A 21054-nucleotide genomic window follows, 5' to 3' on the forward strand; every position below is an offset into this window, starting at 1 on the left:
AATGGCAAAAAACAAAGATATAGAACCACAGAGTAAGCTTGTAATATTTCGATCCAAAAAAATCCGCCGTCTCTGGTACAAAAATGAATGGGTATTTTCGGTAATAGACATCGTAGCCGCTTTAACCGATTCCGCAAATCCCCGCGATTATTGGTATAAAATGAAGATTCGAGTCAAAGAAGAGGACGGATTTGAACCGTCGACAGTTTGTCGACAGTTGAAAATGGAAGCACCGGACGGGAAAAAACGGCTTACCGACTGCACCAATACGGAAGGAGCTCTCCGCATCATCCAGTCTATCCCTTCCCCTAAAGCGGAACCCTTTAAAAGATGGCTCGCCAAAGTTGGATACGAGCGGATAGAAGAAATTGAAAATCCCGAACTTGCTCAAGCCCGAATGAAAGAGATTTACGAGCAAAAGGGCTACCCTAAAGACTGGATAGACAAAAGATTACGAGGAATCGCCATACGCCAGAACCTTACTGATGAATGGAAAGAACGAGGTATTGAAGAACAGCGAGATTATGCTATTCTAACCGCCGAGATATCCAAAGCAACCTTCGGAATGACTCCCAGTCAATATAGAAATCTAAAAAATTTGCCGAAAACGTCAAACGACAATCTGCGTGACCACATGGACGATTTGGAACTGATTTTCACCATGCTTGGCGAGCGTGTTACAACAGAGATTTCCAGGAAAGAAAAACCTAAAACTTTTGATAAAAGTAAGGATGTTGCCAAAAGAGGTGGAAAAGTAGCCGGGAATGCCAGAAAAGAGACGGAAAAAGAGCTTGGCAGAAGCGTGATTTCCAAGGAGAACTTTCTTGGCAAAGATGATAAAAAGAAGTTGGAAGAATAATTATGAATGAAGCAGAAACCAGAGCCGAACTTATAGACCCCGCTTTAAAAACAAGCGGATGGGGTGAAGTTGCAGACACAAAGGTATTTCGTGAATTCCATATAACACATGGAAAAATCCAAACAGGTGGAAAAAGAAGCAAGCCCCTTATAGCGGATTATATCCTCTCCTATAAAAATGTGAAACTTGCCATAGTTGAGGCCAAAAGTGATGAGCTGGAAGTTGGAGAAGGTGTCGCACAGGCAAAGGAATATGCCGAAAAACTAAAATTGGACTATACCTACGCATCCAATGGTAAAAAGATTTACCAGATTTGTATGAAAACCGGAAAGGAAGCTTTGATAATCGCCTTCCCGACACCTGACAAATTATGGAATTTAGTCCATGAAGATCAGAACCAGTGGCGTGATAACTTCAATAATATTCCATTGGAAGATATGGGCGGAACAAAAGCGCCTCGTTTTTATCAGGAAATAGCGGTAAACAGGGCTCTTAATGCGATTGCGGACGGCAAAGAACGTTTACTTTTGACACTTGCCACCGGAACAGGTAAAACATTTATTGCTTTTCAAGTCGCGTGGAAACTTTTTCAAGCCCGATGGAATTTAAAACGGGATGGCTCCAGAAGACCGAGAATTTTATTTCTGGCAGATAGAAATATTTTAGCTGACCAGGCATTTAATGTTTTCAGCGCTTTTCCTGAAGACGCTTTGGTACGCATAGCTCCAGACGAAATAAAAAAGAAAGGCCGAGTTCCTACAAACGGCAGTATTTTCTTTACCATTTTCCAGACCTTTATGAGTGGTCGGGACGCGGAAGGAAAACCCTCTCCCTATTTTGGAGAATATCCTGCGGACTATTTTGATTTTATCATCATTGATGAATGTCATCGAGGCGGCGCTAATGATGAAGGCAATTGGCGATCCATTATGGAATATTTTTCTCCTGCCGTTCAATTGGGGTTAACCGCAACGCCAAAAAGACAGCAGAACATCGACACATACGCCTATTTCGGAGAACCTGTTTATCTTTATTCGCTCAAAGAAGGTATTAACGATGGATTTCTGACCCCATTTAAGGTAAAACGAATTCAAACAACCCTTGATAAATATATCTATACTTCCGATGATACGGTTATTGAGGGAGAGGTTGAAGAAAACAGAGAATATGTTGAAGAAGATTTTAATAGAATAATAGAAATCAAGGAGCGTGAGGAAAAAAGAGTTAAAATTGTTCTTGATGAGATCAATCAAAAGGAAAAGACGATTATCTTCTGCGCGACTCAGGAACATGCCCTTGCTGTTAGAGATTTAATCAATCAAAATAAAGAAAGCAATGACCCCAATTATTGCCACCGTGTAACAGCTAATGACGGAAAACGGGGGGAACAACATTTAAGAGATTTTCAGGATAATGAAAAGACAATCCCGACAATTCTGACTACTTCACAGAAATTATCAACCGGAGTGGATGCAAGAAATATCAGAAATATCGTTCTTTTGCGCCCGATAAACTCCATGATTGAGTTTAAGCAGATTGTGGGAAGAGGAACCCGGCTTTTTGAAGGAAAAGATTATTTCACGATATATGATTTTGTAGATGCGTATCATCACTTTTTAGATTCTGAATGGGACGGTGAGCCATTAGAGCCTGAGCCACCCTCAGAACCCAAAGACCCACCAACGCCAAAAGAGCCAGGTGAAAATGATGAAGACGGTGATGGCGAAGAAAAAGAAGAGTGGACAAGGCTTAAAATAAAATTGAAAGACGGAAAGGAAAGAGAAATTCAGCACATGATTTCGACTTCTTTCTGGAGCGCTGACGGAAAACCGATTTCTGCAGAAGAGTTTTTACAAAACCTATTTGGAAAATTACCCAATTTCTTTAAAAACGAAGATGAGCTCAGAAAGATATGGTCTAATCCAACAACAAGAAGCACTTTCTTAAAAAGCCTTGAAGAAGCAGGATACGGGAAGGATGAGCTTGCAAATATTCAAAGACTGATAAATGCTGAGAAAAGCGATTTATTCGATGTTTTGGAATATGTATCCTTTGCCGTTAAGCCAATAACCAGAGAGGAAAGAGTAATAACCGCCAAACCAATCATCTTTGCCAGACTGGATAATAGACAAAAAGAATTTCTGGATTTTGTATTATCGAAATACATTGAAACAGGGGTTGAAGAACTTGACCAGGAAAAATTACCTACTCTTTTGGAATTAAAATATCAATCAATTTCAGATGCGGAGGAAGCACTTGGAGGAGTTGATAAAATTAAGAAAATATTTATTGCTTTTCAGGAATACTTATATGCAAGAAAAGTGGCTTAAAGAAAAGATAAAACTACTTTCGCCATCGTGAGGTTAGGACTTAGGGAACGGACTTAGGGGACGTTATTGACTACGTTGACTAACTATGCTATAGTAATGTAGTCAGAGGAAAGTAATTACAGAAAACTACAACACGGAGAAAGAGATGCCACGGCAGGCACGCCTTGACGCACCGGGAACGCTTCATCACATCATAATACGCGGGATAGAGAAACGAAGGATAGTAGATGATAAGAGAGACAGAAACAAAGGACGCCCGGGGTCGCATCTTAAATATTAAGTTTAGATATTGCCTCGGCTTCATCATGATCGAAAACTTAATATTTAAGATTTTCCTCCCTCAGATTTTCCATTCATATGATGAAGATTTAAATGCAATTAAAGGGATTAAAAGAGAGGAACCGTAACAGAATTTATAAGTGCAAGAACTGAAGGGGTGGGGAATTGCAGGCTGAGGAATACACGAGTCTTTATCAACAACTCCTGCACTCTTAATCTCATGAACTCATGTCGACTACGACACTGCCTGACATAGTGGCTGTGGTAAGAAGGTAAAACCAACGTGAAAAATCTTGAGTTAAAAGTGAAGAAGAAGCAGCATATTAATTTGGTGGTCTCCGTTACCTGAGGTTGTACCGGTCTCCATTAGCTGAGACGTGACACTCAACCCCCTCTCCTGATATCTGCTGAGCCATAATATCCTTGGTAAAATACTTGACTAATGTATATGTTTATCATATACTTTAACTAATGGACATATTTGACCTCTTGCTGAAATGCACCGGGTTTGAGTGGGACGAGCACAACGCTGAAAAGAACCGGCAGAAGCATCATGTTACGCCGTCGGAGTGCGAGGAGATTTTCTTTAACCGGCCTCTGGTGGTTACAGATGACATCAAACATTCGGAGAAGGAAAACCGCTTCTATGCCCTCGGTCATACTGACACGGGAAGACTGTTGTTCGTAGTCTTTACGGTACGCAGGAGTAATATCCGTGTGATTTCAGCAAGGGACATGAATCGCAAGGAAAGGAAGGTGTATCAATCTCATGAGTAAGAAAATACCGAGTTTCAAAAACGAAGACGAGGAGAGGGAATTCTGGGCCACCCACGACTCGACCGAGTATATGGAGTGGAAGAAAGCAAAGCGGGTTGTGCTTCCGGAGCTCAAACCCTCGCTGAAGACCATCTCCCTCAGGCTCCCGGAGTCGATGCTTGAGGAATTGAAGCTCCTTGCCCACAAAAAGGATGTCCCTTACCAGTCGCTTCTAAAGATTTTTCTTTCGGAAAAAATACGGGAGGAGCTGAAAGCACACTGAGACGGTTTGTGAACGGGCATCTGTTTAATATTTTGTCAAGGAGAAGGACGCCCGGGGTCACCCATTAAAAGGTGCCTTCTTTACGGGTGTTTTGCTCCCAGCATTACTTTACTGGAAGCCTTTTATATGATTATCACATCTTAAATATTAAGCTTGGATATTGCCTCGGTTTCATCATAATCGAATACTTAATATTTAAGATTTTTCCTCTCAGATTTTTCACTATTAACCCGGCAAATAAAAACAGAGTTTTTATCAGGTTAAGTGTGGTAGATATTGGGGACAGGCAGGTTTTCAACTGGTTAACTGCATGATATTGCAGACAAAGAGGTCTCCCTGAATAGTTGCAGTTTAATCTCTCTACTGGCAAGTGACGTAAACTTTGGGATAAATCTTGTATCACAAAGCTCCGGGGTCCGCTTTCCCTTGTCCATGAATAGACACTCTTGCCATACCTCCTTCTAACCCGGCAGCAGCTCTGCAGCATCACTCAGTTTCTCAAGCCCCTTTATCTCATCCTGCAGTAGCGGAAACCTGAGCACGGGCAGATCGAATCTCTCTGTAATTTCCTCCAGATAACCCAGTTGCATTTGCCTCCGTCCCCTGAAGAAATTATTTGTGCAGACTTCCTCCGGCAGTACCATATTTGCCACTACCAATTGTGTCTCAATCCCTGCGTCTTTCAGGTCAAGCATGGCACGGTAGGACTCTGTTATGGGCGTGGACTCGGGATAGAGGACGAGGCAGAAGACTGTTTGATTCCTGTCTTTGAGTATGCGGATGATGTTTTTAAAGCGGATGCCGGCTTTCTCCTTCACTTCCGTACCACCTGCCATCATCTCCACCTGCCTGGCATAATCAAAAGGCAAATCAAGGAGTCTCAGCGTGTGGCCCGTTGGCGCAGTATCAAAGACAACCACTTCATACTCCGTGCTCTCTATAAACTGTATGAACCTGTCAAAGGCTGCCATTTCTTCCGTGCATGGTGAGTTCAGCTCCTCCTCCATAGCGGCAATCATATCCTCTGAGTATTTCCCCCTTGCCTCGTTCAATACCCTTTCCTTGTACTCTTTGAAAGCCGCTTCCTGGTCAACCATGACTGCATGAAGATTATCGGTAACCCTTGACGGCTCACTCCCGACCTTTACATCAAGGACTTCCCCGATATGGGCTGCAGGATCTGTTGTTACAAGGAGGGTCTTAAAACCCTTTTGTGCAATATAAAGTGATGCAATGCAGGATATAGTGGTCTTGCCTACGCCACCCTTGCCGGTGAAAAAGATTGCCTTTGTCTGCCCGTCCGGCAGGAAGAGGGCGTCGATATCCGGCTTTGCAATTGTGAGGGCTGATCTGTATTCTTCATGTGAAAATCCCATCTCCCCTCCATTTGCCAAAGTAGGAATTAAAGATTGGTGATTTTTTGCAACCAATTCTTCGGCTATGCTTTTCAATGCATCAACCCCTTTTACTTCGTAATCCCTCAGGAACATGTATCGTTTCGGCTTCTCTATTGCGTCTTCAGTTTCGCTGATTACCTTCTGCTGTGCATCATGCTTTTTCCTGAAAAATTCAACCTCGCAGACCTCCCTGGGCAGGATACCGTTAATGATTATCTCTCCTGATTTGATGCCGATAGTCTCAAGCTCCCCTGATGCCCGCAAAGTCTCATAAAGGGACAGCTCATCAGGCCTCATTACAAAGATAAAGGTTGTCCTTTCAGGGTCCCTCAAAAGTGCAGTTGCCCGGTCGTATTTGTCCTTTGAGTCCTGAAGGGACTGAACAGGGCCAAGGCAGGTCTGCCCGGAGCCTTTTGAAGCCTCCTCAATATGACGTGACCAGTCCACAGGGAGTTCCAAAAGTCTTATCGTGTGTCCTGTCGGGGCAGTGTCAAAGACAATCACATCATATTCGTCAGTCTCCATGAAGTCTATAAACCTGTCAAAGGCAGCCATCTCCGTTGTACAGGGACCGCTGAGATTTTCTTCCAGGGACGCAATTACATCCGCCGGCATAAGTTCCCTGTATGGGCCGATTATCCCCTCCCTGTACTCTCTTGTTGCCTCATCAGGGTCAATCTCCATGGCAAAGAGATTTTTTAAATCCCCCCTGACCGGAGTTACCTTATGTCCTATCTCCTGCTCAAAAACGTCAGCAAGGTTGGATGCAGGATCAGTGGTAACTATCAGTGTTTTTTTACCTGTCAGTGCATAATGAATGGCAGTGGCAGAGGCCATGGTGGTCTTGCCGACACCACCCTTGCCTGAAAAAAAGATATATTTTGTCATTGGCTGCTCCCTGTAATAAATTTTTGGCCGCAGATTTAAAATTCATGAGACCCTGAATCAAGTTCAGGGTGACAGTTCGTTCAGGGTGACAGTTCGTTCAGGGTGACAGTTCGTTCAGGGTGACAGTTCGTTCAGGGTGACAGTTCGTGATGAAGAAACCCCATAGCCACACATTTTTACTGCATCATCTTTAAGGGTATCGGTTTTCCCTGCCTTACCGGCTCAATCCCGAGAGCCCTGCACAACTCCTCGTATGCTGGATACCCGCCTGTCTTAAAGACAGTACCGTTTACAATGGTAACCGGCAGTATATTTTTGCCGTCTTTGCTAATCAGCGGTTTTACATCCGGGTTTTCCATAAACGCCTTCGGCTGCTGGGCAAGGTTGAATCTTTCCACTTCAACGCCCTGTTTTTTCAATGCCAGCACAGCGTCATTCATCTTGACCAGTACCGGATCAAGTGCCGGTCCGCACAGCCCCGAAGAGCAGCACATCGGTGGATCATAGATTTCGATCTTCATATCAATTCCTCCTTTCGTTTGCCTGAAGAGCCAAAAAGCCTATACTCCGTCTTCTTTGCAAACCAGACAAGCACAAGCATTACCGGCACTTCAATCAATGGGCCGATTACTGTGGCAAGCGCCACTGCAGGGCTGAATGCCGTTATTGCTATTGCTATTGCTATCTCAAAATCCCTTCCTGTAGAGTTAAAGCCCACGGCAACGGCATCCTTATAATCAAGCCCCATTTTCCAGCCCGTGAGATAGACAATTACAAACATTACCCAGAAGAAGATAGTCATCGGTATAGCCATCTGAACTATCAGGAAAGGTCTTTCAAGTATCAAATCACCCTTCAGGGCAAACATCACAACGAGTGTAAACAACAAACCTGCAATGGATAGGGTATCAAGGTAAAATTTCAGTTTATGAAACCACTCCTCGCCAAACTTCCTGACCCCGAGAAATCTGGTAAGTATTCCGGCTGCAAGCGGTATGCCGAGATAAAGTACCACACTCTCCCCAACCACCCATACATCAAAAACTATCTCTCCCAAAAGGAGCTTTGCATAAACCGGTATAAGGATCATCTGTATTATAGAGTTAACGGCCACAAGGATTATGGCAAGGGGGCCGTTTCCTGCGGCAAGATATGTAAAGACTATCACCATTGCAATACAGGGGGCTATTCCGTAAAGAACGAGCCCTGTGTACAGGTCAGGTTCTCCGCTCAAAAAGACCTTTGCGAGCAGGAGCATGAAGAATGGCGCTATGGCATAGTTGAAAAACATGACTATCAGGAGCTGTTTTGGCGAGCGAACCGCCTTGCCTAAATCCTCAAACCTGATATTTGCCATCGCAGGGTAGATCATCATAAAGAGGCCGGCCACAATGCCGAGGGCAATGGTGTTTGGAAGGCTGAATTCATACGAGCCGTGAAAGATTGCCTTGATGGCATCAATTGGTGGCGTCAGCTGGAAGTCCGAAATGCCATACCACTTGCTGATTGCAATGCCGATGACCATACTGATGATAACAAAGACCGGCAGAAGCCTGAAGTTGTGCAGCATTTCAAGTGCCCTTCTGAGCATCCCGTACCTCCTCTTTCAAATTATTAAATGCGGTAATACTATCTTGTTTCGGCAAGAAATCCCTCGATCCGTTCCCTTATCTCATCCCTTGCCTTTCTGAACGCTTCCAATATCTCTTCATCGGTTCCTATGGTTCCCACAGGATCCTCTATGGGCCAGTGAAGGCGCTTGATCTCCAGAGGTGTCACCGGACATGACAGCGCTGCATTGCCGCACAGGGTAATTATTACATCCATCTTCCTGAGCAGTCCTTCATCAATGGCTTTTGATTCTTGACCGGAAATATCAATCCCTATCTCCTTCATTACCCTTTTGGCATAGGGATTTACCCCCGCCGGTATAAGTCCTGCGCTGTATACCGCTACCCGCCCATGCCCGAGTTTCCGCGCAAGCCCCTCTGCCATCTGCGAGCGGCAGGAATTTCCCGTACATAAAAACATTACCTTAACCATTTTTACCTCCGTGAATGTTAATTCTCAACACATGTAACGAGTTATCTTTTGCTGTTGCTCCCCTTTTTGCCAGGCCTGCACAAGACCTTTATATCCTGTTTGACCGCCTCTTTTAACCTCTTTTTGTCCTCCAGTATCAGGGCATCATCCCCGAGGCATGAAGAGAGGAGTTTTATGAAGTCGAGATTATAGGTGTTTATCAATTTATCCGGCAGGCGATAGAAGGTCCAGGTTCCGGATCTTCTGCATTCTACGAGCCCGGCTGTCTTCAGTATCCCGAGATGTTTTGAGACCGTTGACTGTCCCATACCCAATATGTCCATCAACTGGCAGACACACAGCTCCCGGCCGTCAAGGAGTTTCAATATCCTCACCCGCGTCTCATCAGCTACGGCCTTTGCCTGTAAAATAAAATCTCTCAACTTATCCCCTTTCATCACTATATCACTATATCGTGATATAAGAATAAAACAACAAGAACCCTTGTGTCAAGCAGCCCTCTGTCACGCAGTGTTATTGAATTTTTTCACCCCTTATGCTAACATCAAACCAATCGGCAAAAAAAAGTTGCAGATCAAGTCGTTCGGGGACAGAAAAGTATCACTTTTAACAACATGCGGCATTAACTAATGATAGGGAACGACAATGACAGACTCTCAAGTATCTCCTGACTTTAGCCCCTGCAAACACAGGGAATCCGCCTTTCCCGAAGGGCTGGACGTCATCTTTTGTCCTACAAAAGTGGCGGTAATCGGTGCATCAAATCGTCCTGAAAGTGTGGGCCTTGCTGTTTTTAAAAATCTTCTCTTTGGAAACTTTTCCGGTATTCTCTATCCCGTAAACCTGAGGGCGAAATCGGTTTGCGGTGTGAGGGCCTATCCATCAATCTCGGACATACCAGACCCGGTAGACCTGGCAGTGATTATTGTTCCGGCTGCATCCACCCCTGCAGTGGCCAGGGAGGCGGCAAAAAAAGGCGTAAAAGGCCTTGTCGTGATTTCAGCCGGGTTCAGGGAGACCGGTCCGGCAGGGGCAAAAATAGAGGAAGAACTCCTCTCCATCTGCCGGGAGAACAATATCAGACTTGTGGGACCCAACTGCCTTGGGGTAATCAACACAGACGGTCCTGTGAGTCTTAATGCCAGTTTTGCCAGGCAAAAGGCCCATCCCGGAAACATTGCCTTTATCAGTCAGTCAGGAGCCCTGTGCACAGCGGTTCTGGACTTTGCGGCAAAGAGAAACATGGGTTTTTCAAAGTTTATCTCAGTGGGCAACAAGGCTGATGTGGACGAGCTGGCCCTGATCCGCTACCTCCATGCAGACCCCCTGACAAAGGTCATCATGTTATATATAGAAGAACTGCGCCACGGCTTTGAGTTTATAAAAACAGTGCGGGAGATTACCGGAGGCGATAATCCCACACCGATTCTGGCCATTAAATCAGGCAGAACGGCTGAGGGGGCGGCAGCGGTCAGTTCCCATACCGGCTCACTTGCAGGCACTGAAGCTGTTTACAATGCCCTCTTCCAGCAGTCCGGGGTCTTCCGGGTGCAGACAATCGAGGAGCTCTTTGATTGCGCCCTTGCCTTCGGCTGTCAGCCCCTGCCCAAATCCAACCGCATCGCCATCATTACAAATGCCGGCGGCCCCGGCATTATCGCCACTGACGTCACCATTCATTCGGGCCTGAGACTTGCAAAATTCAGCGACAAAACCACAGAGACACTTAAAAACCATCTGCCCAGCACGGCAAACATTCACAATCCTGTGGATGTTATCGGAGACGCCGGTTCAGAGCGGTACCGTGCAGCGCTTGAAGCCGTATTAAATGATGAGAATGTGGATGGTGTCATCTTTATTCTCACCCCGCAGTCCATGACAGAGATCGAGAAGACCGCATCCATTATTCCGGACCTGGCCCGAAAGAGCGGAAAACCGGTAGTCGCCTCTTTTATGGGCCTGATGGATGTCTCAAAGGGTGTTGCAATCCTTGAGAAAAACGGGATTCCTCATTATCCCTTCCCGGAGACTGCGGCCCGGGTCATGGGTGCGCTGTACCAGCACGCCCAGTGGATTCACCGTCCCCATGCCAGGGAGTTTGAGCTTTCATTCGACAGGCCCAGGGCCAGGAAGGTGATCGAGGAGTCTTTGGCCTCCGGCGTAAAATACCTGGGTGAAGTGGAAGGGAATGAAATCCTTGCAGCATATGGGTTTCCTGTATTACCGGCCCGGCTTGTCACAACTGCCGAGGAAGCGGCTGAGGCCGTAAGGACACTCGGTGCCTGTGCCTTCAAGATTGTTTCGCCACAGGTTATTCACAAGTCTGACGTGGGCGGAGTCAGGGTGGGGGTCAGGACTCCGGAGGAAGCGGTTTCAGCCTTTGAGTCCATAATCTCTGCGATCCGCAAGAACGTGCCCGAGGCACAGATACAGGGCGTTTATGCCCAAAAAATGGCTGCCGAAGGGATTGAGGTGATTCTCGGCATTAACCGGTATAAAGTCTTTGGCCCACTCCTCATGTTCGGGCTGGGCGGCATATATGTGGAAATTTTTAAGGATGTCAGTTTCAGGCTCGCGCCAATCAGGCACAACGGGGCAAAATTCATGGTGCGCTCCATCAAGGCCTATCCAATGCTGACAGGGGCTCGGGGAGCACCATTGCGAGATATCGAGGAGCTGGAAAAATGCCTTATGCGGCTTTCAGCCCTGGCCACTGAAAATCCGGAAATCGCTGAGCTGGATATCAACCCCCTCATTGTTCACGAACAGGGCTCGGGATGTTCCATCGCAGACTGCCGTATCCTTCTCGATCCAGACCGTACCTGTGCCTGACAACCCGTCAGCACCTGACACTTTCACATAAACCTTACCTGCTGCGGGAAACTCCAACCCTGTCACAGAAATCATGAATGTAGCAGGTACTGCAGAGCGGGGAGACGGGTTTGCATATGCCCTGACCAAAGGCCACAAGCAGGCCGTTTATCTCCTTCCAGTATTGCCCGGGGAGTTTTCCCCTGAGCACGAATTCGGTCTCCTCCGGGGTTTTTGTCCTGACATAACCCCAGCGGTTGGTAATCCTGTGCACGTGGGTGTCAACACATATACCCGGCCGGTTGTAGGCAAGGGTGACAACAAGGTTGGCGGTCTTTCTGCCAACACCCTTTAACTTAAGAAGTTCGTCAATGTTGTCAGGCACCCTGCCGTTGTATTTGCGGGCTATAATCTCACTCAGCGCCTTTATCCGTCCTGCCTTGACCTTATAGAAACCAACAGGATAGATGGCCTTCCGGATATCATCCTCACTCAGTGCAGCCATGGCCTCAGGTGTGGAGGCAAGGGCAAACAGTCTCCTTGATGCCTCGCCTGTAGTCCTGTCCTGGGTTCTCAGACTGAGTATGCAGGAGATGAGTATTTTAAAGGGGTCCTTTTCCATGCGGGCCATCTCCTCAAGCCAGGGAACTTTGAGGGTCTTTACCTGTTTTCCGAGGAGACGGATGACCTTATGAATATCGCTGTCCCTAAAACCCTGAGTCCCCCTCTACACTTATAGCCTCAACAGGACAATTCTCCTCAGCAGCCTCGCAACAGCCCGCGTACTCACAGGCATCCGGGTCAATCACTCTTGACTTACCCACTGCTTCATCAAGAAAAAATACGGCAGGGCATATCTCTGCACACGCCCCGCAGCCAATACATGTATCCTGGTCTACCGTAACATTCATGGCGAAATTATAACATTTCCGACCGTTATCCTCCATATACCCCGGCTATTATCAGGAGAAAAAAGACCTCGTTCAGCTCACATATTGCACCGAGATTATCTCCTGTAAGACCGCTGAAATGCCTGGCAAAAAATTTCATTAACGGCAGTGTAAAGAGATATGCCGCAACTACGAGTAATGCCGAAATGGGGATTGAAGGAAATGCAATGTAGCTTAAGGAGAGATACCTTCCAGACACAAAAATCACCATTACAATAATCACGGAGACAACGAATTGAGTCCAGCCTGTCTCGTTGATAAGGAGATACCCGAGGCCGTCCTTTCTCGCACTCGTGCCATGAAATATGGCCGCCACCATGGACCAGGCACCGATTACAGGAAAGAGCAGTAGATATGGTATGGGAGTGATTGAGAATAACTCCAGAATCAGGAGGTATTTTAAGAGCAGAACAAGCACTATCGCCGTAACCCCGATCGGCCCTGTTGTGCTGTCCTTCATTATATCGAGTTTCCCCTGCCTCGGTTTTCCGGAGGCAATGGCGTCAAATGTATCTGCAAGGCCGTCGAGGTGGAAACCACCGTTGATCAGGATTGAGACGATGAGCAGCAGGGCTGCGGTAATCGCCGAAGGCAGGAAAGGGTCAAACGCCGTATAGGCCAGGACCAGCAGGCCCCCCTTTATCAGCCCTGCAAGGGGAAAGAACGCGGTGCTTCTGCCAACATCCCTCCCGGATATCCTGCCCCTGAGCCTGACAGGCAGTATGGTCAAAAACTGTAATGCAAGTAAAAAACCTTTCAAGGTGACTGTACCATCAAAACCTCTCCATACAGAGTCTGTGTATAAACTGCACTCACTGTCAAGACTGGATTCCGGCTTAAGGAGTGCCGGAATGACAGATAGGGAGACCGTATGTTCAGCCGGTCGTCTCCCCTGTAACTCCTGCCTCCTGAAACGTTGCCATCTCCCTGTATATCTTGAGTCCTGCATCCATCAGGGTCATGGCAAGTGCTGCACCTGTCCCCTCACCAAGGCGGAGGTCAAGGTCGAGGATGGGGCGGCATCCCATATGCTCAAGCATGGCCCTGTGCCCAATCTCCTGTGAGTTATGGGCTGCAAAGAGGTAGTCTGCCACAACAGGGTTGAGAGACCAGGCAATAAGTGCGCCTGCCGTGGATATAAAGCCATCAACCACAACCGGGATACCGCGTGCTGCAGCACCGATACAGAGCCCGGCAATCCCCCCTATCTCGGCACCCCCCACCTTTGAGAGCACATCAACCGGGTCTTTAGGGTCCGGCCTGTTGAGACTGATGGCCTTCTCTATAACATCTCTCTTTTTCTTAAGGGCCTCATCTCCGATACCCGTTCCCCTGCCTGTTACCTCTGAAACCGGCATTCCGGTTATAACGGCAGCTATGGCCGATGAGGGGGTTGTGTTGGCAATGCCCATCTCACCTGTGGCAAAGAGTTTAAACCCCTTTTCAGCATATTCTTCGGCAAGCTCAACCCCGGCCTCCATGCACCTCAGCGCCTCATCCCTTGTCATTGCAGGGCCTTTTGTCATGTTTTTTGTCCCATGCACGACCTTCTTCTTCACAAGCCCTTCAGAATCCTGAAAATCAAAATCCACACCAATATCGACAACCACGACCTCTGCGCCCGCATGTCTTGCAAGCACATTGATTCCCGCCCCGCCACTCAGAAAGTTGAAGACCATCTGTCTGGTTACCTCTGAGGGATAGGCGGAGACACCCTCCTCAGCCACACCATGGTCACCTGCAAATGTAAAGACGACCTTCTTCGGTATCTCCGGCATCTCCGTCTCATAGATGGCCACAAGCCTTCCGGCGAATTCTTCAAGCCTTCCGAGACTGCCGGGCGGCTTGGTAAGGTTGTCAAGGCGTCTTTGGGCTGCGGAATACAGTTCCTTTCTCACGGGTTTAATATGTAACAGTCTCTCCTCAATCTTCATGGAACTTTAACCTCCATTAAAAAACTATCCCTTCACCTTAAGCGGTATCCCGCTCACTACCAGATAGACCTCATCTGCCACCCCTGCCACCTCCTGATTCAACCGCCCTGCCATATCCCTGAAGAACCTGGCCAGCCGGTTGTCCGGCACTATCCCCATGCCCACCTCGTTGGAGACTACATACAGTGACGAGCGGGCAGTTGAGTCCTTAAAGTCAGTCAGCACGCGGACGAACCTGCTTATCTCCTCTTCAACCAGGGGCTGGGCATTACCCGGCCTGCTGCCGATGATATTGGAGAGCCAGAGGGTAAGGCAGTCAACAAGGAGCACGTTGTAACGACGGGAAACCCTCTGAATGAGGTCGGGCATTGCCACAGGCTCTTCCAGGGTCTCCCACTCGTCTCCCCGCTCTTCCCTGTGTTTTCTTATCCGCTCGTCCATCTCCCTGTCAAGCGACTCTGCTGTGGCAATATATGCTTTTTGCCCTGAGACCCTTGATGCCTCGTTCAGGGCAAAGGAGCTCTTTCCGCTCCTTGCCCCCCCGGTGATGAATACGATTTTTGGAAACAAAATTTCGATCATCCTGTTTTTCCCGCCTTGTTTGGTATGAAATAAAAGATAGCAAACAGGGTTGTCAATAGTCAATCATCCCCGGACATGAGAGGCTTAAGGCTGGGTTTTTATACTGAGTATATGTCTTCTCTGTGTCCCTGTGTCTCCGTGGTTTATTCTGCTTTATTCATCTCCCATTAACTGGGATTTCAGGACCCAGCAGGTGCTGAAACGGCAGTGTAACGTATTATGATATAATTAAATGTTATATTCCATAAGTGAAAGGGACAAAAACCTTTTAGTTCAGGTATAATTTAATGAAACAGTTACAGGCAATGTTTTCTTTAAGGGGAAGTAATTTCAGAACAATTTTGTATCCAATTGTGAGCGGTCTTTTATTGGCCTATCTCTCAGCCTCTATTATAAATGTGTTCTACCACAAAAGCACCATCAGGACCGTAAAACAGGGCAGGACAAATCAGGGCTCTGAATTCACCCGCAGCATATCAACCAGCCAGATACTGAAGAAGAACATTTTTGGGCTGAAATATGAAGAACCCGGGGGGAATACAGCCGGAGAAACAGACGGAAAAGTGGTGTCCAGTGCCGGAGAGAGCATCAGAAAATACCAGCTTATAGGCACAGTGCTGGGAAAGACAAGGATGGCCCTGCTTAAAAAAGACAAGGAATTAAAAGTCCTTGCTGCCGGACAGTCCCTTGGTGAATATACGCTTAAAAAGATCTCTTTTGATTCCGTCCTGTTTGAAAATAACGGCAAAAAGGTCACCCTGCGATTTCCAGAAACCAAAAAGACAAAACCCACAGGCACAAGACAGGCGATGGCAAGAGCCCAGGTTCCCAATGTCAGGCCTCAAACATCAGCGGGACAGACAGACACTCAGACAGACAGGATAACCATAAAGAGAAAGGAAGCCCTCTCCATGGCCCAGAATCTGAACAAAATCCTCACCACTGTGCGCATATCCCCCTTTTATCAGAAGGATGAATTCATCGGATATCAGCTGAGCATGCTCAGAAAAAATTCGTTTCTGTATAAGCTCGGGCTCAGGCGCGGGGACATACTAAAAAGAATAAACGGTGAGGATGTCAGTTCTCCCCAAAAGGCCATAGAGCTGCTCTCCAGGATTCAGGAGATTACGGCCGTGAATATCGACCTTATGAGAAAGGGAGAAAAGAAATCCCTCTTTATCGAGATAGAGGAATGAGCCGGACAAGACTTGATAATACGAAAATTGAAACAGCTATTTATATAAAAGGAGATTCCTAATGATGAAATTTCTGAACCCTAAATTGAAAAGTCTGTTCCTCCTTGTTTTCTGCCTGCTCCTTTTCCATGCCTCTCCCCTGAGGGCAGAGGTCGGAATGAATTTTCAGGAGGTTTCTTTACAGGATTTTGTTGATTTTGTCTCGGAATACACAGAGTCCAACATCATCTATGACCCGAGGGATTTAAAAGGGACTGTTACGGTAAAGGCAAAAAAGGAGTTTACAGAATCGGACATCATGAGCATTCTGAAGACTGTATTGAGTATTAACAACCTTGAAGCTATTACGGAAGAGGATATCATATACATTGTAAGGAAGGCCAAGGTGGCAAAACTGCCCTACTCCTTTGAAGGAGAGGTCAGGCCAGGGGAGCTCGGTGAGGCTGAAAAAGATCAGGAAAACATATTGGTCAGTGTTTTCCAGATTGAAAATATTGATGCAAAGCTGCTTTCAAAATTCTTCAATCTCACCAAATCAGACTACGGCAGGATTGAGACCATACCGACACTCAATGCCGTGGTGGTAAAGGACAAGAGCGTCAATGTCAGGAGGATGGCCCAGATGGTCAATACCATAAGTTCAATGGGAACGGGTCTCCGGGTAGAGATTATTCCCCTGAAAAACACCTATGCCAGTGAATTTGCCAAGACCATCAAGATGTTCTTTGCAGAACTCGGCAAATCCTCTTACATGCGTGTCAAACCGGTCTTCATGGCGGACAGGACATCGAACTCCTTAATTGTGGCGGCCCTGCCCAAGGATATGGCCCTTATAAAGCGGATAATCACCAACACAGATGTAATGAAGGACACGATAACAACACCGAGGGTCTTTAAACTCAAGTATGCCATGGCCGAAGATGTGGAAAAAGTGCTGAACAAGATACTCTCCGACTCAAGGCTTAAAAAGAGCAAGCTAAAACCACCGCAACAGCGCGGCAGCACGGGAATGAAGGTAGCTGCCGACAAGGCCACCAATACCATTTCAGTTGTAGGGGATCCCGAGCTCTATGCCCAGCTGGAGTCGTTAATAGCAAAGCTGGACGTTCCGAGGGACCAGATATTTGTTGAGGCATTAATCCTGGAGACCACACTCGAGGATGGAGCCAAGTTCGGGGTGGAGTGGCTTGCAGGTGCCGGAAACAGCAATTTTGTAGGTACCGGCACATTTCTGGACTCAAAAAACGTTATTGACCTTCAGAGCCCTGTTTTAGAGGGCAATCCCCCGAATCTCGGGGCACTTCCCGGGGGGTTTGGTCTGGGGATACTCGGCAATATCATAACCTACGAGGGCGTAAAATTCCCCACGCTCAGTGCGCTGGTAAATGCAATAAAGACAGAGTCAGGGATCAATATACTCTCAAAACCCCAGCTCCTTACACTGGACAACGAAGAGGCAGAGGTATTTGTGGGAGAAAACCGACCATTCCTGATAAGCGAAAAATTTGATGCAAACAACAACCCGATCCAGACATTTGATTACAGGGATGTGGGCATCAAACTGAAGATACTGCCCCATGTTATAGATGAGAATACGGTCCTGTTAAACATACAGCAGGAAGTCAAAAAAGTTATAGCAAGTGCAGTAGGCGTTGCCTCAGCCCCGATCACCCTTACAAGAAGCACCAAGACCACCATAAAACTGAACAATAATACAACGGTGGTGATAAGCGGTCTGATAAAGGACGACATGAGCATGACAGAGACAAGGGTGCCGGTTCTGTCCAGAATTCCCCTGCTGGGCTGGCTTTTCCGCTCCAAGGACACTTCAAGGGAAAAGACAAACATGATGGTCTTCATCACAACAACCATAATAAAGAGCAGGCAGGATATGGAAGATCTCACACGGGCAAAACGGGCTCTGTTGAAAAATACAGGTGAGGAAGATATTAAGAAAGAGATTAAGAAAGAGAGCACAAAAGAGATAGAAAAAGAAAAAGTAAAGAAAGAAGAAGTAAAGAAAGATGAAGGGGCCGTGGAAGACGAATGAATAATCTGGCACCTGACCTTGACAGTCTGCCCAAAGAGGTGCTGGATCTTTATATGAGATTTCCGGACCGGTCGGACTTTCTGCCGCTTCAGGCCGACAACGGAAGGCTCACCTTTCTTGTAAGCTCTGAGGACGGTATCAGAAAGGCGTCCTTTGTGGCACTCCGCTGCAAGTCTCAGGGGAGTTTCAGGTTTGTGCCGCAAAAGACACTTCTTGAGATAGCTGAAAAGTTTTCCTTTGTCTTTGAAGAAGATGTGGACCTGAATGCAGAGGGTGAGTCCATCTCTTCAGATGAGTATGATATCCTGAGCGGTGTTCACGATGATGCACCTGTGGTCAAGCTCGTCAACCAGAGCATTATGAGCGCTATAAGGCTCGGGGCGAGTGATATTCACATAGAGGGAAGAGAGGCAAATCTCATCCTCAGGTTCAGGGTGGACGGCAGGCTGAAGACAGTGAAGACCATTGATAAAGGGCTCCTCGAACCACTGATCGCACGCATAAAGGTCATGGCGGATATGGATGTGGCAGAGACCCGCAGACCACAGGACGGCAGGATAAATATCCAGTTCGGCACCAAGATGATAGATATAAGGGTCTCGACAATTCCGACTGCCAAGGGTGAAAAGGCGGTACTGAGGCTTTTGAGCAGGTCAGAGACAGCCCTCAAGCTTGAGCTGCTCGGCCTTGATGAATCACACGTAAAACTTCTCCAAAGGCTTCTCAAGTCTCCAAACGGCATAATAATGGTTACAGGGCCGACCGGCAGTGGCAAGACCAGCACACTCTATGCCTCCATACTCGAGATTCAGAACGAGACGGTAAACATAGTAACAATTGAAGACCCTGTTGAGTACAGGATAGACGGAATTGCACAGGTCCAGGTCAACCCTGCCACCGGCGTAACCTTTGCCAGGGCTATCAGGACCTTTTTAAGGCAGGACCCGGATGTTATCCTGGTTGGAGAGATAAGGGATGAGGAGACAGCCGAGGCAGCCATACAGGCATCACTTACCGGCCATCTGGTGCTCACCACCCTTCATACGAGTGATGCGCCAACGGCAGTAGCAAGACTTGTGGAGATGAACATAGAGCCCTTTCTCCTGTCAAGCAGCCTCCTGCTCGTTATCGGGCAAAGACTGGTGAGAAAGATATGCCCTGTGTGCAGGGAGGAGGCAACCCTGGAGGACGAGATCAGGGATATCTTCCTGAAAAAGGGATTCGAGATAAACAGATATTTCAGGGGCAGGGGTTGTGAAAAGTGTTTTGGTACCGGATACAAGGGGAGAATCGGCCTTTTCGAATTCCTCCTGCTTGATGACGATATAAGAAAACTCATTATGAGAAAGGCCAGTTCAACGGAAATCAAGACCCTTGCCGTTAAGCAGGGTATGAAGACCATGTTCGCCAATGGTGTTGAATTAATCCAGGAGGGCATTACGACACCGGAGGAGGTTATAACTGCCACAACGCAGTAAATGACCGGAAAGACCAATGGCCATATATAAATATAAGGGATACGATCCCGCGGGAAAGGAAGTCAAAGGAGTGGTAGAGGCCCCTACCAGGGCCATGGCCATGAAGAGCCTCAGGGACGAGACAATTCTGCCCTATCTGATTGAAGAGATGGGCAAGAAAAAAAGAAGATGGGTATTTCAGAAGAAGGACTCGGGCCAGCTATTCTTCCAGGTAGGCATAATGCTGAAGAGCGGCCTGCCGCTTATAAAGTCACTCGATATAACCATGAGGCACCGGGAGCAGAAAGGCCTGTCGCACATTCTCAGTGACATTAAAAAGCATGTATCTGAAGGCAGGAGATTTTCAGAGGCCCTTGCCGCTTATCCCGAGGTCTTTCCTGATGTCTATGTAAATATGGTCAGGATAGCAGAGGCGACCGGCGGGCTGGCAGACGTGCTGCTGAATATTGCAGAGTACGAAGAGAGGAAGAAGGAGCGGGAGGGAAAGATAAAGAGTGCCCTCACCTACCCCCTTGTGGTCGGCCTGATAGGCAGCGCAGTGGTTGGGTTTCTCCTTGGATACGTTGTTCCGAAGATGGAAAAGATATTTCAGTCTGTAAAGATAGACCTGCCTTTTTCAACCACCCTGCTGATAGCCACCGGCTCTTTCCTTAGAAGCTACGGGCTGATTCTGAGCATACTGTGCGGGGCTCTGGTAATTGCCGGGGTCAGGATGTACAGAAACTCTGTGCCGTTGAGAAAACGGGTTGACACCCTGCTCATCGGGGTGGAAGTGCTTCGCAAGGCGGTAATGGCAAGAATTTCCGAACTCCTCGCCTTTCAGCTCAGGGAAGGGATCCCGCTGGTGGCCGCGCTTAACGGTTGCAGGGGCGTAGTGAATAATCTCCTGATAAAGGAGGAGATGCAGCGACTCGCACTTGAGGTTGAGAAAGGAAAACCCCTTTCCGAGGGGCTGAAAGACTCGCCGGTCTTTGATGAGATGTTGATGGCAGCAGTGCTTACCGGAGAGAAGACCGGAGAGCTTGCCGGCTTTCTTGAGAGGATGTCCTATTATTACAGAAAGGATGTGGAGAGGATTATGGGAAGGCTTACGTCCCTTGCAGAACCTGTATTTATACTTATCCTGGGGCTTGTGGTCGGCTTTATAGTGGTCTCTATAATGACGCCGTTGTTTGAGATGAATCAACTCGTAAAGTGAAACTTGTCGGAATGACATAT

At 47.3% G+C, this 21054-nt stretch carries 19 protein-coding genes and 1 pseudogene; 10 read left to right on the forward strand and 10 right to left on the reverse strand.

The window, feature by feature from the left end; genetic code table 11:
• The first annotated feature begins 1 nt into the window (after position 1).
• The 5 genes and pseudogenes from VST71_12910 (at position 2) to VST71_12930 (ending at position 4507) form a co-directional block, all read left to right on the forward strand.
• Positions 2-859 carry a Bro-N domain-containing protein gene (locus VST71_12910; protein ID MEC4686617.1) on the forward strand — a complete coding sequence of 286 codons (858 nt, stop codon included), beginning with the start codon at positions 2-4 and terminating at the stop codon, positions 857-859.
• A gap of 2 nt (positions 860-861) precedes the next feature.
• On the forward strand, positions 862-3189 hold the full coding sequence (locus VST71_12915) for a DEAD/DEAH box helicase family protein (GenBank protein MEC4686618.1): 2328 nt from the start codon (positions 862-864) through the stop codon (positions 3187-3189).
• A gap of 145 nt (positions 3190-3334) precedes the next feature.
• Positions 3335-3439 (forward strand): annotated as a pseudogene (locus VST71_12920) (transposase).
• Positions 3440-3939: 500 nt separating this feature from the next.
• Entirely contained in the window at positions 3940-4245 is a 306-nt protein-coding gene (locus VST71_12925; protein ID MEC4686619.1) for a BrnT family toxin, read from the forward strand.
• Positions 4238-4507 (forward strand): BrnA antitoxin family protein, encoded by a 270-nt coding sequence (locus VST71_12930; protein MEC4686620.1) that lies wholly within the window; start codon positions 4238-4240, stop codon positions 4505-4507. Before VST71_12925 ends, VST71_12930 begins: the two co-directional genes overlap by 8 nt.
• A 461-nt stretch (positions 4508-4968) precedes the next feature.
• Here the strand turns inward: VST71_12930 and VST71_12935 are convergent, their stop codons facing one another.
• The 5 genes from VST71_12935 to VST71_12955 form a co-directional block, all read right to left on the reverse strand.
• Positions 4969-6792 carry a TRC40/GET3/ArsA family transport-energizing ATPase gene (locus tag VST71_12935; protein MEC4686621.1) on the reverse strand — a complete coding sequence of 608 codons (1824 nt, stop codon included), beginning with the start codon at positions 6790-6792 and terminating at the stop codon, positions 4969-4971.
• 176 nt (positions 6793-6968) lie between these two features.
• On the reverse strand, positions 6969-7313 hold the full coding sequence (gene arsD, locus VST71_12940; protein ID MEC4686622.1) for an arsenite efflux transporter metallochaperone ArsD: 345 nt from the start codon (positions 7311-7313) through the stop codon (positions 6969-6971).
• A complete protein-coding gene (locus tag VST71_12945) occupies positions 7310-8383 on the reverse strand; it encodes an arsenic resistance protein (GenBank protein ID MEC4686623.1) in 1074 nt (357 codons plus the stop codon). Before VST71_12945 ends, arsD begins: the two co-directional genes overlap by 4 nt.
• A gap of 38 nt (positions 8384-8421) precedes the next feature.
• The gene (locus tag VST71_12950; protein ID MEC4686624.1) at positions 8422-8835 is read right to left on the reverse strand and encodes an arsenate reductase ArsC; all 414 of its coding nucleotides are present in this window, start codon (positions 8833-8835) and stop codon (positions 8422-8424) included.
• Between the two features lie 41 nt (positions 8836-8876).
• On the reverse strand, positions 8877-9257 hold the full coding sequence (locus tag VST71_12955; protein MEC4686625.1) for a metalloregulator ArsR/SmtB family transcription factor: 381 nt from the start codon (positions 9255-9257) through the stop codon (positions 8877-8879).
• A gap of 223 nt (positions 9258-9480) precedes the next feature.
• Here VST71_12955 and VST71_12960 point away from each other — a divergent pair, with 223 nt between their 5' ends.
• Positions 9481-11667, forward strand: coding sequence for an acetate--CoA ligase family protein (locus tag VST71_12960; GenBank protein ID MEC4686626.1), 2187 nt, complete (start codon positions 9481-9483; stop codon positions 11665-11667).
• Positions 11668-11701: 34 nt separating this feature from the next.
• Here the strand turns inward: VST71_12960 and nth are convergent, their stop codons facing one another.
• The 5 genes from nth to cobU form a co-directional block, all read right to left on the reverse strand.
• Positions 11702-12268 (reverse strand): endonuclease III, encoded by a 567-nt coding sequence (gene nth, locus VST71_12965; protein MEC4686627.1) that lies wholly within the window; start codon positions 12266-12268, stop codon positions 11702-11704.
• Positions 12269-12353: 85 nt separating this feature from the next.
• Positions 12354-12593, reverse strand: coding sequence for a ferredoxin (locus tag VST71_12970; GenBank protein ID MEC4686628.1), 240 nt, complete (start codon positions 12591-12593; stop codon positions 12354-12356).
• Entirely contained in the window at positions 12583-13545 is a 963-nt protein-coding gene (cobS, locus tag VST71_12975; protein MEC4686629.1) for an adenosylcobinamide-GDP ribazoletransferase, read from the reverse strand. The genes VST71_12970 and cobS overlap by 11 nt, the downstream gene beginning before the upstream one ends.
• Complete coding sequence (gene cobT / locus VST71_12980; protein ID MEC4686630.1) at positions 13472-14530, reverse strand: nicotinate-nucleotide--dimethylbenzimidazole phosphoribosyltransferase; 1059 nt, start codon at positions 14528-14530, stop codon at positions 13472-13474. The genes cobS and cobT overlap by 74 nt, the downstream gene beginning before the upstream one ends.
• Positions 14531-14554: 24 nt before the next feature.
• Entirely contained in the window at positions 14555-15112 is a 558-nt protein-coding gene (gene cobU / locus VST71_12985) for a bifunctional adenosylcobinamide kinase/adenosylcobinamide-phosphate guanylyltransferase (GenBank protein MEC4686631.1), read from the reverse strand.
• A gap of 287 nt (positions 15113-15399) precedes the next feature.
• Between cobU and gspC the strand changes: the two genes are divergently transcribed.
• From gspC to VST71_13005, 4 genes are all read left to right on the forward strand, one after another.
• Positions 15400-16308, forward strand: coding sequence for a type II secretion system protein GspC (gene gspC / locus VST71_12990; GenBank protein ID MEC4686632.1), 909 nt, complete (start codon positions 15400-15402; stop codon positions 16306-16308).
• Positions 16309-16369: 61 nt separating this feature from the next.
• Entirely contained in the window at positions 16370-18358 is a 1989-nt protein-coding gene (gene gspD / locus VST71_12995; GenBank protein ID MEC4686633.1) for a type II secretion system secretin GspD, read from the forward strand.
• Positions 18355-19836: a GspE/PulE family protein gene (locus VST71_13000; GenBank protein ID MEC4686634.1), complete on the forward strand. Its 1482-nt coding sequence runs from the start codon at positions 18355-18357 to the stop codon at positions 19834-19836. The genes gspD and VST71_13000 overlap by 4 nt, the downstream gene beginning before the upstream one ends.
• A gap of 16 nt (positions 19837-19852) precedes the next feature.
• Complete coding sequence (locus VST71_13005; GenBank protein ID MEC4686635.1) at positions 19853-21034, forward strand: type II secretion system F family protein; 1182 nt, start codon at positions 19853-19855, stop codon at positions 21032-21034.
• Positions 21035-21054 lie beyond the last annotated feature (20 nt).

The organism is Nitrospirota bacterium (genome assembly GCA_035873375.1).
GTDB lineage: Bacteria > Nitrospirota > Thermodesulfovibrionia > Thermodesulfovibrionales > JdFR-85 > BMS3Bbin07.

What these genes read in the sequence shown, in the direction of transcription:
- VST71_12910 (MEC4686617.1), top strand. Translation starts at nt 2, where the DNA reads ATGGCAAAAAACAAAGATATAGAACCACAGAGTAAGCTTGTAATATTT.
- VST71_12915 (MEC4686618.1), top strand. Translation starts at nt 862, where the DNA reads ATGAATGAAGCAGAAACCAGAGCCGAACTTATAGACCCCGCTTTAAAA.
- VST71_12925 (MEC4686619.1), top strand. Translation starts at nt 3,940, where the DNA reads ATGGACATATTTGACCTCTTGCTGAAATGCACCGGGTTTGAGTGGGAC.
- VST71_12930 (MEC4686620.1), top strand. Translation starts at nt 4,238, where the DNA reads ATGAGTAAGAAAATACCGAGTTTCAAAAACGAAGACGAGGAGAGGGAA.
- VST71_12935 (MEC4686621.1), bottom strand. Translation starts at nt 6,792, where the DNA reads ATGACAAAATATATCTTTTTTTCAGGCAAGGGTGGTGTCGGCAAGACC.
- arsD (MEC4686622.1), bottom strand. Translation starts at nt 7,313, where the DNA reads ATGAAGATCGAAATCTATGATCCACCGATGTGCTGCTCTTCGGGGCTG.
- VST71_12945 (MEC4686623.1), bottom strand. Translation starts at nt 8,383, where the DNA reads ATGCTCAGAAGGGCACTTGAAATGCTGCACAACTTCAGGCTTCTGCCG.
- VST71_12950 (MEC4686624.1), bottom strand. Translation starts at nt 8,835, where the DNA reads ATGGTTAAGGTAATGTTTTTATGTACGGGAAATTCCTGCCGCTCGCAG.
- VST71_12960 (MEC4686626.1), top strand. Translation starts at nt 9,481, where the DNA reads ATGACAGACTCTCAAGTATCTCCTGACTTTAGCCCCTGCAAACACAGG.
- nth (MEC4686627.1), bottom strand. Translation starts at nt 12,268, where the DNA reads ATGGAAAAGGACCCCTTTAAAATACTCATCTCCTGCATACTCAGTCTG.
- VST71_12970 (MEC4686628.1), bottom strand. Translation starts at nt 12,593, where the DNA reads ATGGAGGATAACGGTCGGAAATGTTATAATTTCGCCATGAATGTTACG.
- cobS (MEC4686629.1), bottom strand. Translation starts at nt 13,545, where the DNA reads ATGCAGGACTCAAGATATACAGGGAGATGGCAACGTTTCAGGAGGCAG.
- cobT (MEC4686630.1), bottom strand. Translation starts at nt 14,530, where the DNA reads ATGAAGATTGAGGAGAGACTGTTACATATTAAACCCGTGAGAAAGGAA.
- cobU (MEC4686631.1), bottom strand. Translation starts at nt 15,112, where the DNA reads ATGATCGAAATTTTGTTTCCAAAAATCGTATTCATCACCGGGGGGGCA.
- gspC (MEC4686632.1), top strand. Translation starts at nt 15,400, where the DNA reads ATGAAACAGTTACAGGCAATGTTTTCTTTAAGGGGAAGTAATTTCAGA.
- gspD (MEC4686633.1), top strand. Translation starts at nt 16,370, where the DNA reads ATGATGAAATTTCTGAACCCTAAATTGAAAAGTCTGTTCCTCCTTGTT.
- VST71_13000 (MEC4686634.1), top strand. Translation starts at nt 18,355, where the DNA reads ATGAATAATCTGGCACCTGACCTTGACAGTCTGCCCAAAGAGGTGCTG.
- VST71_13005 (MEC4686635.1), top strand. Translation starts at nt 19,853, where the DNA reads ATGGCCATATATAAATATAAGGGATACGATCCCGCGGGAAAGGAAGTC.